Annotated in this window: 17 protein-coding genes; 11 read left to right on the top strand and 6 right to left on the bottom strand. The window is 71.0% G+C overall.

The window, feature by feature from the left end; all coding sequences use genetic code 11:
* The first annotated feature begins 30 nt into the window (after positions 1-30).
* Positions 31-1149: a bifunctional succinyldiaminopimelate transaminase/glutamate-prephenate aminotransferase gene (locus H4N64_RS03525; protein ID WP_186280596.1), complete on the top strand. Its 1119-nt coding sequence runs from the start codon at positions 31-33 to the stop codon at positions 1147-1149.
* Positions 1150-1222: 73 nt separating this feature from the next.
* On the opposite strand, the gene H4N64_RS03520 is transcribed toward H4N64_RS03525, so the two are convergent.
* Complete coding sequence (locus H4N64_RS03520) at positions 1223-1678, bottom strand: ATP-binding protein (RefSeq protein WP_186280595.1); 456 nt, start codon at positions 1676-1678, stop codon at positions 1223-1225.
* A 310-nt stretch (positions 1679-1988) separates the two neighbouring features.
* A complete protein-coding gene (locus H4N64_RS03515; protein WP_186280594.1) occupies positions 1989-2963 on the bottom strand; it encodes a VldE C-terminal domain-containing protein in 975 nt (324 codons plus the stop codon).
* Positions 2964-3047: 84 nt separating this feature from the next.
* Between H4N64_RS03515 and dapE the strand changes: the two genes are divergently transcribed.
* Positions 3048-4127: a succinyl-diaminopimelate desuccinylase gene (dapE, locus tag H4N64_RS03510; RefSeq protein WP_186280593.1), complete on the top strand. Its 1080-nt coding sequence runs from the start codon at positions 3048-3050 to the stop codon at positions 4125-4127.
* A gap of 102 nt (positions 4128-4229) precedes the next feature.
* A complete protein-coding gene (locus tag H4N64_RS03505) occupies positions 4230-4988 on the top strand; it encodes an LOG family protein (protein WP_186280592.1) in 759 nt (252 codons plus the stop codon).
* Positions 4989-5031: 43 nt separating this feature from the next.
* Here H4N64_RS03505 and folP read toward each other — a convergent pair whose 3' ends face one another.
* On the bottom strand, positions 5032-5892 hold the full coding sequence (gene folP, locus H4N64_RS03500; RefSeq protein WP_186280591.1) for a dihydropteroate synthase: 861 nt from the start codon (positions 5890-5892) through the stop codon (positions 5032-5034).
* 133 nt (positions 5893-6025) lie between these two features.
* Between folP and H4N64_RS03495 the strand changes: the two genes are divergently transcribed.
* Positions 6026-6370, top strand: a complete 345-nt coding sequence (locus H4N64_RS03495; protein WP_186280822.1) for a DivIVA domain-containing protein — start codon at positions 6026-6028, stop codon at positions 6368-6370.
* Positions 6367-6999 carry a DNA-3-methyladenine glycosylase I gene (locus tag H4N64_RS03490; RefSeq protein WP_186280590.1) on the top strand — a complete coding sequence of 211 codons (633 nt, stop codon included), beginning with the start codon at positions 6367-6369 and terminating at the stop codon, positions 6997-6999. Before H4N64_RS03495 ends, H4N64_RS03490 begins: the two co-directional genes overlap by 4 nt.
* Here the strand turns inward: H4N64_RS03490 and chcB are convergent.
* Positions 6965-7756: a 2-cyclohexenylcarbonyl CoA isomerase gene (gene chcB / locus H4N64_RS03485; protein WP_186280589.1), complete on the bottom strand. Its 792-nt coding sequence runs from the start codon at positions 7754-7756 to the stop codon at positions 6965-6967. The two genes, H4N64_RS03490 and chcB, sit on opposite strands and share 35 nt — an antisense overlap.
* A gap of 343 nt (positions 7757-8099) precedes the next feature.
* Between chcB and H4N64_RS03480 the strand changes: the two genes are divergently transcribed.
* Positions 8100-8267: a DUF3117 domain-containing protein gene (locus tag H4N64_RS03480; RefSeq protein WP_003966491.1), complete on the top strand. Its 168-nt coding sequence runs from the start codon at positions 8100-8102 to the stop codon at positions 8265-8267.
* Positions 8268-8352: 85 nt separating this feature from the next.
* On the opposite strand, the gene H4N64_RS03475 is transcribed toward H4N64_RS03480, so the two are convergent.
* On the bottom strand, positions 8353-9051 hold the full coding sequence (locus tag H4N64_RS03475) for an O-methyltransferase (protein WP_336246631.1): 699 nt from the start codon (positions 9049-9051) through the stop codon (positions 8353-8355).
* Positions 9052-9285: 234 nt separating this feature from the next.
* On the opposite strand from H4N64_RS03475, the gene sigE reads away from it, so the two are divergent.
* From sigE to H4N64_RS03450, 5 genes are all read left to right on the top strand, one after another.
* Complete coding sequence (sigE, locus tag H4N64_RS03470) at positions 9286-9981, top strand: RNA polymerase sigma factor SigE (RefSeq protein WP_186280820.1); 696 nt, start codon at positions 9286-9288, stop codon at positions 9979-9981.
* On the top strand, positions 9978-10958 hold the full coding sequence (locus H4N64_RS03465) for a zf-HC2 domain-containing protein (protein ID WP_186280588.1): 981 nt from the start codon (positions 9978-9980) through the stop codon (positions 10956-10958). The genes sigE and H4N64_RS03465 overlap by 4 nt, the downstream gene beginning before the upstream one ends.
* Before the next feature lie 141 nt (positions 10959-11099).
* Complete coding sequence (locus H4N64_RS03460) at positions 11100-12752, top strand: S1C family serine protease (protein ID WP_186280587.1); 1653 nt, start codon at positions 11100-11102, stop codon at positions 12750-12752.
* A 154-nt stretch (positions 12753-12906) separates the two neighbouring features.
* Entirely contained in the window at positions 12907-13326 is a 420-nt protein-coding gene (locus tag H4N64_RS03455; RefSeq protein ID WP_186280586.1) for a sec-independent translocase, read from the top strand.
* Positions 13327-13547: 221 nt separating this feature from the next.
* Complete coding sequence (locus tag H4N64_RS03450) at positions 13548-14204, top strand: hypothetical protein (protein ID WP_186280585.1); 657 nt, start codon at positions 13548-13550, stop codon at positions 14202-14204.
* A gap of 45 nt (positions 14205-14249) precedes the next feature.
* Here H4N64_RS03450 and H4N64_RS03445 read toward each other — a convergent pair whose 3' ends face one another.
* Positions 14250-15383: an Mrp/NBP35 family ATP-binding protein gene (locus H4N64_RS03445; protein WP_186280584.1), complete on the bottom strand. Its 1134-nt coding sequence runs from the start codon at positions 15381-15383 to the stop codon at positions 14250-14252.

The following is a 15383-nucleotide window of genomic DNA, read 5'->3' as shown; positions in this document are numbered from 1 at the left end:
CCGTACGGACGAGAAAGTGAGCCAGATCCCGTGTCCGCAGTCTCCGACCGTCTCCCCGCCTTTCCCTGGGACAAGCTGACGCCCTACAAGGCGACAGCCGCAGCACACCCGGGCGGCATCGTCGACCTGTCCGTCGGCACCCCGGTCGACCCGGTCCCCGAGCTGATCCAGAAAGCGCTGATCGCGGCGGCCGACTCGCCGGGCTATCCGACGGTCTGGGGCACGCCGGAGCTGCGTGACGCGATCACCGGCTGGGTGGAGCGCCGGCTGGGCGCCCGTGGGGTGACCCACCGGCACGTCCTGCCGATCGTCGGCTCCAAGGAACTCGTCGCCTGGCTCCCCACCCAGCTGGGCCTCGGCCCCGGCGACCGCGTCGCCTACCCGCGCCTGGCCTACCCGACCTACGAGGTCGGCGCGCGCCTGGCCCGCGCCGAGTACGAGGTCTACGACACGGAGACATTTGCGGCTACCGCCGCGGGGACCGAGCTGGACCCCGAGGGCCTGAAGCTCCTGTGGCTCAACTCCCCGTCGAACCCCACGGGCAAGGTCCTGTCGAAGGAGGAGCTGACGAGGATCGTCGCCTGGGCCCGGTCCCACGGCGTCCTGCTCTTCTCCGACGAGTGCTACCTGGAGCTCGGCTGGGAGGCGGACCCGGTCTCGGTGCTGCACCCGGACGTGAACGGCGGCTCCTACGAGGGCATCGTGGCCGTCCACTCGCTCTCCAAGCGCTCGAACCTGGCGGGCTACCGAGCGGCCTTCCTCGCGGGCGACCCGGAGGTCCTCGCCCCGCTGCTGGAGATCCGCAAGCACGGCGGCATGATGACGTCGGCGCCGACCCAGGCGGCCGTTGTCGCGGCCCTCGGCGACGACGAGCACGTCCGCGTCCAGCGCGAGCGGTACGCGGCCCGTCGGGACGCCCTGCGCACCGCCCTGGTGAACCACGGCTTCCGCATCGAGCACAGCGAGGCCAGCCTCTACCTCTGGGCCACCCGAGGAGAGTCCTGCTGGGACACGGTCGCCCACCTGGCCGAGCTGGGCATCCTGGTGGCTCCGGGCGACTTCTACGGCGTGGCGGGCGAGAAGCACGTACGCGTGGCGTTCACGGCGACGGACGAGCGGGTCCGGGAGGCCGTGAAGCGGCTCGGCTGAGCGGATACGCAATGACGAAGGGGCCCGGGGAGCTGTGCAGCTCCCCGGGCCCTTCGTCGGTTCGGTCAGGCGGTCAGCCGCCCAGCGGCAGGCTCTGGACCGGCAGGGAGTCCGCCGCCGGCAGGCCCCCGCCCTTGGTCAGGGAGTCCGTCGGCAGACCGCCCTTCGTGGCGGTGGACGTCGTGTCGCCCAGGATGTCCCCGGCCGACCCGGCGGCGTCACCCGCGGTCCGCTGCGCGGCGGGCGCCGCCTTCTTGACGGCCTTGCCGCCGGTCTTGCCCGCGGCCGGCACCGACTTCTTGACCGCCTTGCTGCCGGTTTCGCCCGCGAGCTCGGTGACGTTCTGTGCCGCACCGTCGACCGTGTTGCCGACGCCCGCCCCGTCCAGGGCGGTCAGGCCGCCGAGGTTCGGGGTGGCGGGCAGTTCGGGGGCCGCGCTGGCGGAGCCGGCCGCACCGACCCCGGCGGCCGCTCCCGCAGCGACGAGCAGCGCGGCACGGGCGATCCGACGGGTCAGGGGGAGGGTCATGATGCTCCTTCGACGGGTCTGTCTGTGAGAACGGTGAAGTCTTCGACCGGACTTGATCTCCGGCCTCGGACGCAGTGACTACCGCTCGAAGTCCGCGAAGGTTGCGGCGGAGTAACGTAAAGAGTTGGTAATGCGTCGCATTATCGGCTGTGGATAAAAGCGGGCAAAGAGTCCGCGGTCCGAAAGTCTGCCGAATCCTTACAGCCCTTTGTTCTCAAGGGCTTCGCAGGATTCGAGGATGCGTGTGCCAAAACCCCCGCACCTCATGAACCCCGTCCCGCGCAGTAACCCGTGCGGATGACTCCCCGCACTACTGCGCGGTCACGATACGGACCGACCCCGTGTTCCTCTCGGCCCCCGCGGCGCCCGCGGTCCCGATCGGGCGCCACTGACTGTCCGTGTTCCCGGCGGTCCACTCCCGCCCGGCGTACGCCACGCGCTCGATGCGCAGGGCGGAGGCGTTGGCCACGGCCCAGTGCGCGAGCTGCCAGCCGCGCCGCGTCACACCGCTTCCGCCGGTCTCCTCGTCGCCCTCGGCCACGGGCAGGGTGAGGGTCCGTCCGCCGTTCTCGGTGCTCGGGGAGGCCGAGGGCGTGGAATCCCCGTCGACGACCACGGCACCGGCGGGCTCCAGCACATCCCGGCCGAAGTCCCGCGCGAGCGCGGCCCGCACCGACTCCGCCCCCGCCGCCCGGGTCGTGTCCGGGCGTCCCTCGCAGGTCAGCGTGGCGGCCGAGCGGCCGGTCAGGGCGGCGGCGAGCAGCGTGGCGTCCGGCTCGTGCTTGGCGTACGCCTCCGGGTAACCGCTGCGCTGCACGCGCTGCGCGGCGACGGTGAGCGGCAGCTTCGTGTAGCCGTCCACCTTGACCAGGTGGTCGTAGAAGATCCCCGCCGAGTAGGTCGGGTCCATGATCTCCTTCTCGGTGCCCCAGCCCTGCGAGGGCCGCTGCTGGAACAGGCCGAGGGAGTCCCGGTCGCCGTGGTCGATGTTGCGCAGCGCCGACTCCTGGAGCGCGGTGGCGAGCGCTATGGTCACGGCCCGCTCGGGCAGGTCCCGCCCGGTGCCCACGGCGGCGATCGTCGCCGCGTTGACCGCCTGCTCCGGCGTGAACTCGTACGTCGCCCCGTCGTCGTCGCCCGAGACGACCTCGCAGCCCGGCGCTCCCGCGCCTCCGGTGACGTACTGGACGACGAGATAACCCGCGACGGCGAGCAGGACCACGAAGGCCGCCCCGAAACGGAAGAGGCGGCCACGGCGTCTGGGAGTGGGGGACGGCTCTGGCACGCGTACAAGGTACTGGAGAGTAGAGCGGTGCCCGAGTCCGGTGCGAAAAGTGAGTGCGGGGCCGGGGGCGCTAGGGTCGAGGGCATGCCCGAGACCCCGCTTGACCTCACACTGGACGCCGCGCGGCTGACCGCGCAGCTCGTCGACTTCCCCTCCGAGAGCGGCACCGAGAAGCCGCTCGCGGACGCGATCGAGACTGCCCTGCGGGCCCTGCCGCACCTGAGGGTCGACCGGTACGGCAACAACGTCGTGGCACGCACGAACCTCGGCCGCGCCGAGCGCGTGATCCTCGCAGGACACATCGACACCGTCCCGATCGCGGACAACGTCCCCTCCCGGCTGGACGACGACGGCATCCTCTGGGGCTGCGGCACCTGCGACATGAAGTCCGGGGTGGCGGTACAACTGCGCATAGCCGCGACGGTCCCCGCCCCCAACCGCGACCTGACCTTCGTCTTCTACGACAACGAAGAGGTCGCCGCACACCTCAACGGCCTGCGTCATGTGGCCGAGGTACACCCCGAGTGGCTGGCCGGCGACTTCGCTGTGCTGCTGGAGCCGTCCGACGGCCAGGTGGAGGGCGGCTGCCAGGGCACCCTGCGGGTGCTGCTGAAGACGAAGGGCGAGCGGGCGCACTCGGCGCGCGGCTGGATGGGCTCCAACGCGATCCACGCCGCTGCCCCGATCCTGGCCCGCCTGGCCTCGTACGAGCCGCGCTGGCCGGTGATCGACGGCCTGGAGTACCGGGAGGGCCTGAACGCGGTGGGCATCTCGGGCGGGGTGGCGGGCAACGTCATTCCCGACGAGTGCGTGGTGACGGTCAACTTCCGCTACGCCCCCGACCGTACGGAGGAGGAGGCCCTCGCCCACGTCCACGAGGTGTTCGCGGACTGCGGGGTGGAGGAGTTCGTGGTGGACGACCACAGCCCCGGGGCGCTGCCGGGTCTTTCCCACCCGGCGGCGGCCGCCTTCATCGCGGCGGTGGGCGGGACGCCGCAGCCGAAGTACGGCTGGACGGACGTGTCCCGTTTCTCCGCCCTCGGCGTTCCCGCGGTCAACTACGGTCCCGGCAACCCGCACTTGGCGCACAAGCGGGACGAGCGGGTGGAGACGGGGAAGATCCTCGCGTGCGAGGAGCGGCTGCGGGTCTGGCTGACGGTGTGACGCCCCGCTGGATCGGGGGCCGCCGGACATACCGATGTCCCCCCTCCGTAACCCGCGTAGATCTACGCTGAGGTGGAACGACCGCAACCGGAGGGAGCGCACATGGCTACCGGGAACCCCGAGGGCAAGAAGCAGCCGCCGCAGGAGCAGCGCCTGGGACCGGTCCTCCGACGGCGGGGCCAGGTCACGGCGAGCACGACGGATCAGCGGCTGCTGGACGCGGGCGGACCCTCGGACTGGGTCCACACGGATCCCTGGCGGGTCCTCCGCATCCAGTCGGAATTCATCGAAGGCTTCGGCACGCTCGCCGAACTCCCGCCCGCGATCAGTGTGTTCGGCTCGGCGCGGACGCCGGTGGACTCGGCGGAGTACGAGGCGGGCGTGCGGCTGGGCAGGGGCCTGGTCGAAGCGGGCTTCGCGGTGATCACGGGTGGCGGCCCGGGGTCGATGGAGGCGGCCAACAGGGGCGCGTGCGAGGCGAACGGAATCTCGGTCGGACTCGGCATCGAGCTGCCCTTCGAACAGGGGCTGAACCCCTACGTCGACATCGGCCTGAACTTCCGCTACTTCTTCGTCCGCAAGATGATGTTCGTGAAGTACGCGCAGGGCTTCGTGGTCCTGCCGGGCGGCCTGGGCACCTTGGACGAGCTCTTCGAGGCACTGACCCTGGTCCAGACCCAGAAGGTCACCCGCTTCCCGATCGTCCTCTTCGGCACGGAGTACTGGGGTGGCCTGGTCGACTGGCTGCGCAACACGCTGGTGGCCCAGGGGAAGGCGTCGGAGAAGGATCTCTTGCTCTTCCATGTCACGGATGACGTGGAGGAGGCGGTGGCACTGGTGTCGAAGGAGGCGGGTCGCTAGCGCGGGCGGGCACCAAGAGGATTTCGCGGGGGCGAAGAAAGCCCTACGCCAGCCCGCGTCGGGCGACCGCCGGTGGGCGGTGGCCCGCGATCGACGCCACCATGTCCACCACCTGGCGGGTCTCCGCGACCTCATGGACCCGGTACACCTGCGCCCCCAGCCACGCCGACACCGCAGTCGTCGCCAGCGTCCCCACAACCCGTTCCTTCACCGGCCTGTCCAGCGTCTCCCCGACGAAGTCCTTGTTGGACAAGGACACCAGCACCGGCCAGCCCGTGGCGACCATCTCCCCCAACCGCCGCGTCGCCTCCAGACTGTGCCGCGTGTTCTTCGCGAAGTCATGCCCGGGATCGATCATCACCGACTCCCGGGGCACCCCCAACGCCACCGCCCGCTCGGCCAACCCCAAGGTCACCCGAAGAATGTCGGCCATGACATCGTCGTACGTCGCCCGATGCGGCCGAGTACGAGGCTCCGCACCCCCGGCATGCGTACACACCAGCCCCACCCGGTACCGAGCCGCCACCTCCGCCAGCCGGGGATCCACCCCGCCCCACGCGTCGTTCAGCACATCCGCCCCGGCCTCGCACACCGCTTCCCCGACCTCGGCCCGCCACGTGTCCACGGAGATCACGACATCGGGGAACCGCCGCCGCACCTCCGCCACGAACCCCACTGTCCGCCGCGCCTCTTCCGCCGCGGACACCTCTTCCCCCGGCCCTGCCTTCACCCCACCGATGTCGATGATGGCCGCCCCCTCCGCCACGGCCTGCTCCACGCGCGCGAGGGCCGGCTCGTCGCGAAACGTCGCCCCTTGGTCGTAGAAGGAGTCCGGGGTCCGGTTCACGATCGCCATGATCACCGGCTCATGCGTGTCGAACTCACGCCTGCCCAGCCTGAGCATCCCCTGTGAACCTCTCCGTACGTCCTGATCACCGGCCGTCTGCGACCCTAACTGTCAGACTCGCATGGCACGATCGGACCCTGACACACTCGACCGCACAATCGCACCGACCGTGGGGACCTCAGCGATGGTTATGTTCTTGTTCCTGGTCGTCGCGCTCGCCGTCGTGGTCGCCGCGGTGACCCTCGCGGTGGTGGGCGGCGGCGAGGGCGGCGGCCCGCTGCCGGAGGCCGCGCCGGAGCGTCTCCAGGACCCGCTCCCGTTCGACCGGCCGGTGAACCGCGCCGACGTCGACAGCCTCCGCTTCCCCCTCGCCGCCCGCGGCTACCGCATGGCGGACGTCGACGACGCCCTCAGCCGGCTCGGCGCCGAACTCGCCGAGCGCGACGCCCGTATCGCCGACCTGGAGTCCGCCCTGGCCGGTGCCCGGGCCGGCACCCGCCTCTCCATGGAGAAGCCGACCGAGGAGGACCAGTGACCGCGGCCCTCGCCGGCCCCGACGGCGTACTGCGCTGCCCCTGGGCCCTGTCCACCCCGGACTACGTGACGTACCACGACGAGGAGTGGGGCCGCCCGGTCCACGGCGACGACGCCCTCTTCGAACGCCTCTCCCTTGAGGCCTTCCAGTCCGGCCTCTCCTGGATCACGATCCTGCGCCGCCGCCCCGGCTTCCGCGCGGCCTTCGCCGACTTCAGGATCGAGAAGGTGGCGGCCTTCACCGATGAGGACCGAGACCGCCTCCTCACCGACGAAGGCATCATCCGCAACAGAGCCAAGATCGACGCCACCCTCGCCAACGCCCGAGTCCTGTCCGACTGGACCCCGGGCGACCTGGACGACCTGATCTGGTCCCACGCCCCGGAGGCGGGCCCGGCCCCCAAGACCTTGGCGGACGTCCCGGCGGTGACCCGGGAATCAACGGCCCTGTCCAAGGCCCTGAAGAAGCGGGGCATGAGGTTCGTGGGCCCCACGACGGCGTACGCCCTGATGCAGGCGTGCGGCCTGGTGGACGACCACTTGCAGACTTGCGCGGCGAGAAACCAGCCTCAGGGACGGCGCTTCGGACCCGAGCTCACCGGCCCAAGTACTTCGGCTGCTCCTTGTTGACGAAGGCCCGCACAGCGATCGCATGGTCCTCCGACGCCCCCGCCCGGGTCTGGAGCTCGTCCTCCTTCTCCAAGGTCTCGGCGAGCGAGTGCGAGAACCCGTACGCCACGGCCTCCTTGATCGCCGCATACGCCACCGTCGGCCCCTCGGCCAACGCCCGAGCCACCTTCTCGGCCTCCTCACGCAGCGAGTCCGAGGGCACCACCCGATTCGCGATACCCAACTCGTACGCCTCCTGAGCCTTCACACTCCGAGGGAAAAGCAGCAGGTCAGCCGCACGCCCCGGCCCGACCACCCGCGGCAGCGTCCATGAGATCCCCGAGTCCGCGGTCAACGCCACCCCCGCGAACGACGTATTGAAGGCAGCCGAGTCGGCCACGACTCGATAGTCCGCGGCGAGCGCGAAGCCGAAGCCCGCTCCCGCGGCGACGCCGTTCACCCCGGCCACCACGGGCTTGGCCATCGACGTCAGCGCGAGGGCGATCGGGTTGTAGTGCTCACGCACCGTGCTCATCACCTGTCCGGACCCCTCGGCCAGCAGCCCGATGTGCTCCTTGAGGTCCTGCCCCACACAGAACGCCCGATCCCCGGCGGCGGTCAGCAGCACGGCCCGCACGGAGGAGTCGGCGCCCGCCTCGGTCACGGCCTCCCGCAGCGCGACCTTCGTCTCGATGTTCAGCGCGTTCATCGCCTCGGGGCGGTTCAGCGTGATCGTCGCGAGTCCGTCGCTCACCTCGTAGAGCACGGTGTCGGCCATGGCGTATCCCCTCCGGTGTCGCGGCTCATGTCTGAGGACAGCATGGCGGAGATCGCCGGGACCGCACGTGTGACCTGCGTCAAAGAAATCTGGGCGGTTTCCGTTCGGCGGACATGCGTGCGGTGGCGCAGTATCGCAGTCACATCGCCGAATTGAGTGGTTTTGCTCGCGCGCGTTGCCCAAGCGATGCCGACTGATGTTGGTCATCGGGTCCTGCGATGCGGGATAATGGCTTGGAAGCAATGTGTTCGATGCCGGTGTCGCGTGTCCCTCAAGGACCGCGCATGCCCTCCATGGGGCCGTCGGCTTTGACGATGAGCTGGTTTCAGGAAGGGGAACGAGCATGGCGGCCATGAAGCCGCGGACGGGCGATGGCCCGCTCGAGGTGACCAAGGAGGGGCGGGGCATCGTCATGCGCGTTCCGCTCGAAGGCGGCGGTCGGCTCGTCGTCGAGCTGACCCCTGACGAGGCCGACGCACTGGGCGACGCCCTCAAGAAGGTCGTCGGCTGACGCGCAAGCGACCATACTCTTTCAACCGCCCCGGCATCCCATGAGGTGCCGGGGCGGTTGTTTTACGGCCGTACCGCTCCAGGCGTCAGCGCTTGACCGCGCACAGCAGCCCGTCGCCCACCGGCAGCAGCGAGGGCACCAGATCCTGGCTCTCGCGCACCGCGCGCAGCAGCTCACGCAGTCGCAGCACCTCCGTCGGCTGCGGGCCCGAGTCGACCGTACGGCCGTTCGCGAAAACGCCCTCGAAGACCACCAGGCCACCCGGACGCAGCAGGCGCAACGATTCAGCGAGGTAGTCCAGGAACTCAAGACGATCGCCGTCGCAGAAGACGAGGTCGTAGCCGGCGTCCGCGAGCCGGGGCAGCACGTCCAGCGCGCGGCCGGGGATGAACCGCGCCCGGTTGCTGGCGAAGCCGGAGGCCCGGAAGGCCTGCCGGGCGAACTGCTGGTGCTCCGGCTCGGGGTCCACGGTGGTCAGCACGCCGTCGGGGCGCATGCCGTGCAGCAGATGGATGCCGGAGACGCCGGTCCCGGTGCCGATCTCCGCGACCGCTTTCGCGTCCACGGTGGCGGCGAGCAACCGCAGCGCCGCGCCCGTGCCGGGCGACACCGAGCGCAGCCCTGCCTCGCGGGCCCGGTCGCGGGCCCAGCGCAGCGCGTCGTCCTCGGCGACATAGGCGTCGGCGAACGCCCAGCTCGTCTGCCGGTTGCCGGTAATGACCCTCTCCTGTCCCCGTGGTTGCCTGGGCGTGACTGTATCCGCTGCGGCCGGGAACCCGCAGATGGGACCGGGCGTTTAGAAGGGTGGGAGACGACAGGGGGGACACGGTTGGATCACGACGGCGGGCCGGAGGTCGAGCACATGCTGACGCAGTCGCATGAGCCGTATCAGCCCAGATCAAATTCTCGTAAAACCGCTTATCCGGAGCTAACGGGCGAGGTGGCTATGGTAGGGGCTCCACTGGACACCACCAGAGCCGACAGGGGAGGTGCGGCTGCGCCTGTGGATCGGGGAGGAGTGCTACGGCGCTTTCTCGGATCGGCGGGCAGGCCGAAATCCGTGAACGACACCGCTGCTGACCACGCCGACCACTACGCCCAGACCGCGACCTTCTCCACCGACGCGGACGGGCAGGCGTGGACTCCGCCCACGTGGGAGGAGATCGTCAGCACGCACAGCGGCCGCGTCTACCGCCTCGCGTACCGGCTCACCGGCAACCAGCACGACGCCGAGGATCTCACCCAGGAGGTCTTCGTCCGCGTCTTCCGCTCGCTGTCCACCTACACCCCGGGCACCTTCGAGGGCTGGCTGCACCGCATCACCACCAACCTCTTCCTGGACATGGTCCGCCGCAAGCAGCGCATCCGCTTCGACGCCCTCGGCGAGGACGCGGCCGAGCGCCTGCCCAGCCGGGAGCCGTCCCCGCAGCAGGTCTTCAACGACGCGCACTTCGACGCCGACGTCCAGCAGGCCCTCGACACCCTCGCGCCCGAGTTCCGCGCCGCGGTCGTCCTGTGCGACATCGAGGGGCTCTCCTACGAGGAGATCGCCGCGACCCTCGGCGTCAAGCTCGGCACCGTCCGCTCCCGTATCCACCGCGGCCGCTCGCAGCTGCGCAAGGCCCTCGCGCACCGCTCCCCGGAGGCCCGGGCCGAGCGTCGGTCCTTCGTGCCGCGTGTGCCCGCACTGGGGGGAGGGGGCGCGTCCGCGTGAGTGGATCCCGGCCCGATCCCGGCGAGCGGCGCCTCGCCGAGCAGCATCTTGGAGACCGACTCTCCGCCCTGGTGGACGGAGAGCTCGGTCATGACTCGCGCGAGCGGGTCCTCGCCCACCTGGCCACCTGCGCCAAGTGCAAGGCGGAGGCGGACGCCCAGCGCCGGCTGAAGAACGTCTTCGCGGAGGCGGCCCCGCCGTCTCCCTCCGAGAGCTTCCTGGCCCGTCTCCAGGGCCTGCCGGGAGGTGACCCGGGCAGCGGTGGCTCACCGCTGGGCGGGGGAGCCTTCGGCGGTTTCGCCGAGCGCCCCACCACCGGCGCCTTCGGCGTGAGGCGCGGCGAGCGCTTCGAGTTCGGCTACGTCCCCGCCCGGCCGCACACTCCCGCGCTCACCGGCTCCTCGGCGGGCGGCTTCCGGGTGCACCCCGTCGGCCGCCCCGACGTCGACCGGCCGTCCTCGCGCGGGCTGCGGTTCGCCTTCGTCGCCGCCGGAGCGGTGTCGCTGGCCGCCATCGCGCTCGGCGGTGTCACCACCGGCGTCCCGGCCGAGACGGACGCGCGCGGTTCCGGCTCCGGCAGCAATGTGACCCCGGCGCGCAGCCAGGGCACCGGAGCGTCGACGGCACCGGAGAACCAGCGCCGCCGTGGCGTCGGACCTCTGCTCGTGCAGGGACAGCGGGCGCTCGGCGACACCCCGGTCGCCCCGACCGCGGTGTCCGCGCCTCTGCTGCCCGGAGCGCCCGTGCTGGGCGCCGGCCAGGCGCAGGGCTCCCAGGACTCGCTGACCACCCCGGTGGTCGCGGGCGCCGCCGCCATGTCCCCGCTCATACGCCCGCTCAGCACCGCCCCGCCGCTCACCCTGACCACCTGGCACACCGCCCCGGAGGTCGCCACTCCGGGCCTGCTCGCCGCACCCGTCCCCGACCCGACCTCCTCCCCGTCCATCTCCGCCACCTCCTCCAGCACCGACCGCTGACCTGGCCTCTGCGCGGCGGCCCATGAACCTGGTTGAATCCAGGGTGGGCCGCGCTCATGGCTGGCAGCCGGGCGCGGAGGCGGAGTTCGAGGAGCCGCGGCGACCGCCGACGAGCGTGCCGCGGCCGGCTGTGGGGAGAGCATGAACGAGGGGAAGCCCACGAAGGCGAAATGGTGGAGCCGTCCTAGGCTCCAGGGGCCTTCGGCTCAGACGGACGGCGCGGCCGAGGCGTTGCCGCCCGGACCGGCCCCGGTTCCGAACGCGGACGGTGACTATGAGCTGAGCCGGCCCGCCGCGGAGACGGTTCCGGCGACCGAGGTCGCGGGGTCTGCCGACTCCGGTGCCGTGGACGCCGTAACGCCCGCCGACACAGTCGTAGCGCCCGCCGACGAGCGCCCCCGCCCCCTGCACGACCCCGACCCCTACAGCACCCCGCCCTATGGCGAGCCAGGCCCCTGGGCGCCCGCCCCGCCCGTGCAGCACCCGGCGACGACCCCGGCGCACGGCACGGCCGTACCGGCGCCGACGCCCGCCCCGGCACACGGCGCCCCTCTTCCGCCCCCGGCCCCGCTGCCCAGCGCCGCCGCTCCCGCCCCCTGGAAGAACTACGACCCCTGGGCCGCGGCCCCCTTCTCCAGCCCCCTCCAGCAGAACGGCGCCGCCGTCCCCACCAAGGACCAGCGGCGCAAGAAGGGCAAGCGGCTGCTGCTCACCGGTGCGCTGCTGCTCGCCCTCGTCTCCGGGGGCGTCGGAGGGGTCGTAGGGGCGTATATGGAGCGGAACGGCGGTGTGGGGGACGTAGAGCTGCCGCAGGCCGCTGCCGAGCCCACCGGGCGGGCTCCGGACAGCGTGGCCGGGATCGCCGCGCGGGCGCTGCCCAGTGTGGTGACCCTGCATGTGTCCGGTTCCGAGGAGCAGGGCACCGGCACCGGGTTCGTGCTCGACGACCGGGGCCACATCCTCACCAACAACCACGTCGTCGAGCCCGCCGGATCCGACGGCGAGATCTCCGTGACCTTCCACAGCGGTGACACCGCCAAGGCCACCGTCGTCGGACGGGACAGCGGATACGACCTCGCCGTGGTGAAGGTGACCGGCGTCAAAGGGCTGACCCCGATGACCCTCGGCAACTCCGACAACGTCCAGGTCGGCGACCCCGTCGTCGCCATCGGCGCCCCCTTCGACCTGGCCGGCACCGTCACCTCCGGCATCATCAGCGCCAAGGAGCGGCCCATCACCGCCGGCGGCGAGAGCGGCGACGCCAGCGATGTGTCCTATGTCGACGCCCTCCAGACCGACGCCCCCATCAACCCCGGCAACTCCGGCGGGCCCCTGCTCGACGCCAAGGCCCATGTCATCGGCATCAACTCCGCCATCCGCTCCGCCGACAGCTCCGAGCTGGACGGCGGTCAGGCCGGTTCGATAGGGCTCGGGTTTGCCATCCCGATCAACCAGGGCAAGCGCGTGGCCGAGGAGCTGATCAACACCGGACGGGCCACCCACCCGGTCATCGGCGTCACCCTCGACATGGACTACGCGGGCGACGGCGCGCGCGTCGGCATCAAGGGCAGCGACGGCGGCCCCGCGGTCACCACGGGCGGTCCCGGCGACAAGGCAGGCATCGAGCCCGGCGACGTGATCACCGAGGTCGACGGCCAGCGCGTGCACTCCGGCGAGGAACTGATCGTCAAGACCCGCGCCCACCGCCCCGGCGACCGCCTCGAACTCACCCTGGAGCGCGATGGCGAGGAGCTCACCATCTCGCTGGTGCTCGGCTCCTCGGACGGCAACTGACAAGAACCTCACAGGTACGGGCAGGCACCGCCTCCCACAAGGCAAACAACGCGGAAAACCCGCCATCCGCGCACACACGGAGCCGACGGGACAGTACCGGTCGTACGGGAACGGCAGGTACCGTGGACCCGGCCCGGATCGCAAGGAGCTTCAGGTGTTCAATGACATAGGACCGCTAGAGCTGGTGACGCTCATCGTCCTTGCCGTGCTCGTCTTCGGTCCGGACAAGCTCCCGAAGGTCATCCAGGACGTCACGCGGACGATCCGTAAGATCCGCGAGTTCTCGGAGAGCGCCAAGCAGGACATCAGGCAGGAACTCGGCCCGGAGTTCAAGGACTTCGAGTTCGAGGACCTCAACCCCAAGACGTTCATCCGCAAGCAGCTGGACAACGACGACCTGGGGCTCAAGGAGATCCGCAACGGCTTCGACCTGAAGAAGGAGATGGCCGAGGTCACGGACGTGGTCCACGGCCGCGACTCCGACTCGTCCTCGTCCTCCTCCTCGTCCGGCGACCGCGTCGACATGACGAAGAAGCCCGACGAGCGCCCGCCCTACGACGCGGACGCCACCTGAGCCGTACGCGCGCGTACGTGATGCGTTTCATACCGCCTCAAGGCGCCCGCACGGCCTGAACACGCCGCCCTGACGCCCCGCGCGCCGGGCGGTTTCCCGGCTGCTCACAGCAGTGTGGCTATGCTGCCGAGTTGTTGTGCGGGCCGTACGCCAAAAAGCGAGGCCGCCCGAAGGGGGGCGGGCCGCCCCGGTCCGCCGAGAGCAAGGAGGCGTCCGGGCACATGGAGACGACGAGTCAGGCAGTCGCACAGGCGCCGGCCGCGGAGGGCGGACAACAGGTCCCCTCCGCCCGGCGTACGGTCGACGGCTACCTGCTGGCGCCCTTCCCGTGGTACGGCCTCGACGAGGCGTTCACGGGGCCGCGCTGGCTGATGCAGGTCGGTACGGCGGCCGACGGGGCCGTCGAGCACGGGTCGATCGGACACGGCGACGAGCCCTCGGTACGCAGTGAGGCGACGGAGGACCGGGAGAAGTTCGCGGTCGTGGTGACCGTCGCGGCGAGTCCGTCCCGCAGGAGTGCGGACGGGACGGGGCTTCTTGAGGCCACGTCCGTCTCTTCGGCCGCCTGGCTGGCGGGTGTTGGGCTGCTGTCCTTCACCTGGCCCGGGCAGATGGACCACTCGCTGCGGGACGACTGGCTGGAGCAGCAGACCGAGACGGCGTGGGCGCTGGCCGACGATCTGGATGGGTCCGAGTGGTCGACGCTGTCTCTGCCCGTCGACGGTGCTCCCACGCCCTTCCACTACCGGGAGTCCGAGTTCGGGTGGGTGCTCGCCGGGTCCACGCAGGAGGGCGTGCATGTGGGGGCGTACGGGCGGGGCATGAGTGCGTACGGTCTTGGCTTCGCCATGATCAAGGACATCGGCGAGTACGCATGACAAAGGGGCGCCGTCGGAATGCGGCGCCCCTGCGTTGTCGGCCGGTCAGAACTTGTTCTTGGGCGTGATCCCCAAGGACAGCCCCGAAAGGCCCCTCTGCCGCCCGCCGAGCTTCCCCGCGATCGCGCGCAGCGCGCTGCCCGCCGGGCTGTCGGGGTCGGTCAGGACCACCGGCTTGCCCTCGTCGCCGCCCTCGCGCAGGCGGACGTCGATCGGGATGGCGCCGAGGACCGGGACCGTGGCGCCGGTCGTGCGGGTCAGGCCGTCGGCGACCGTCTGGCCGCCGCCCGTGCCGAAGACGTCGACCATCTCGTCGCAGTGCGGGCAGGGCAGCCCGGACATGTTCTCGACCACGCCGACGATCTTCTGGTGGGTCTGGACGGCGATGGAGCCGGCCCGCTCGGCCACCTCGGCGGCGGCCTGCTGCGGGGTCGTCACGACCAGGATCTCGGCGTTCGGGACCAGCTGGGCCACCGAGATGGCGATGTCACCGGTGCCGGGCGGCAGGTCCAGGAGCAGGACGTCCAGGTCGCCCCAGTACACATCCGCCAGGAACTGCTGGAGCGCGCGGTGCAGCATCGGGCCGCGCCACACGACCGGCGCGTTGCCCGGCGTGAACATGCCGATGGAGATCACCTTCACGCCGTTCGCGGACGGCGGCATGATCATGTTCTCGACCTGGGTGGGACGGCCGTCGGCGCCGAGCATGCGCGGCACGGAGTGGCCGTAGATGTCGGCGTCCACGACACCGACCTTCAGACCGTCCGCCGCCATCGCCGCCGCCAGGTTCACCGTCACCGACGACTTGCCGACGCCGCCCTTGCCGGAGGCGACCGCGTACACACGGGTGAGCGAGCCCGGCTTGGCGAAGGGGACCTCGCGCTCGGTCTGGCCGCCGCGCAGCGCGGTCGCCAGCTCCTTGCGCTGCTCGTCGCTCATGACGTCGAGCGTGACGTCGACCCGGGTGACTCCCTCGACCCGGGAGACCGCCTCCGTAACGCGCTGCGTGATCGTGTCCCGCATCGGGCAGCCGGAAACCGTCAGGTACACGGTGACCGCGACCGCTCCGTCCGCGCCGATCTCCACCGACTTGACCATCCCGAGTTCGGTGATGGGGCGGTTGATCTCGGGGTCGTTCACCGTCGACAGTGCTTCACGCACCGCGTCTTCCGTAGCCAT

Source organism: Streptomyces cupreus, from assembly GCF_014257025.1.
GTDB lineage: Bacteria > Actinomycetota > Actinomycetes > Streptomycetales > Streptomycetaceae > Streptomyces > Streptomyces cupreus.
This window is presented reverse-complemented; position numbering and strand designations above follow the sequence as displayed.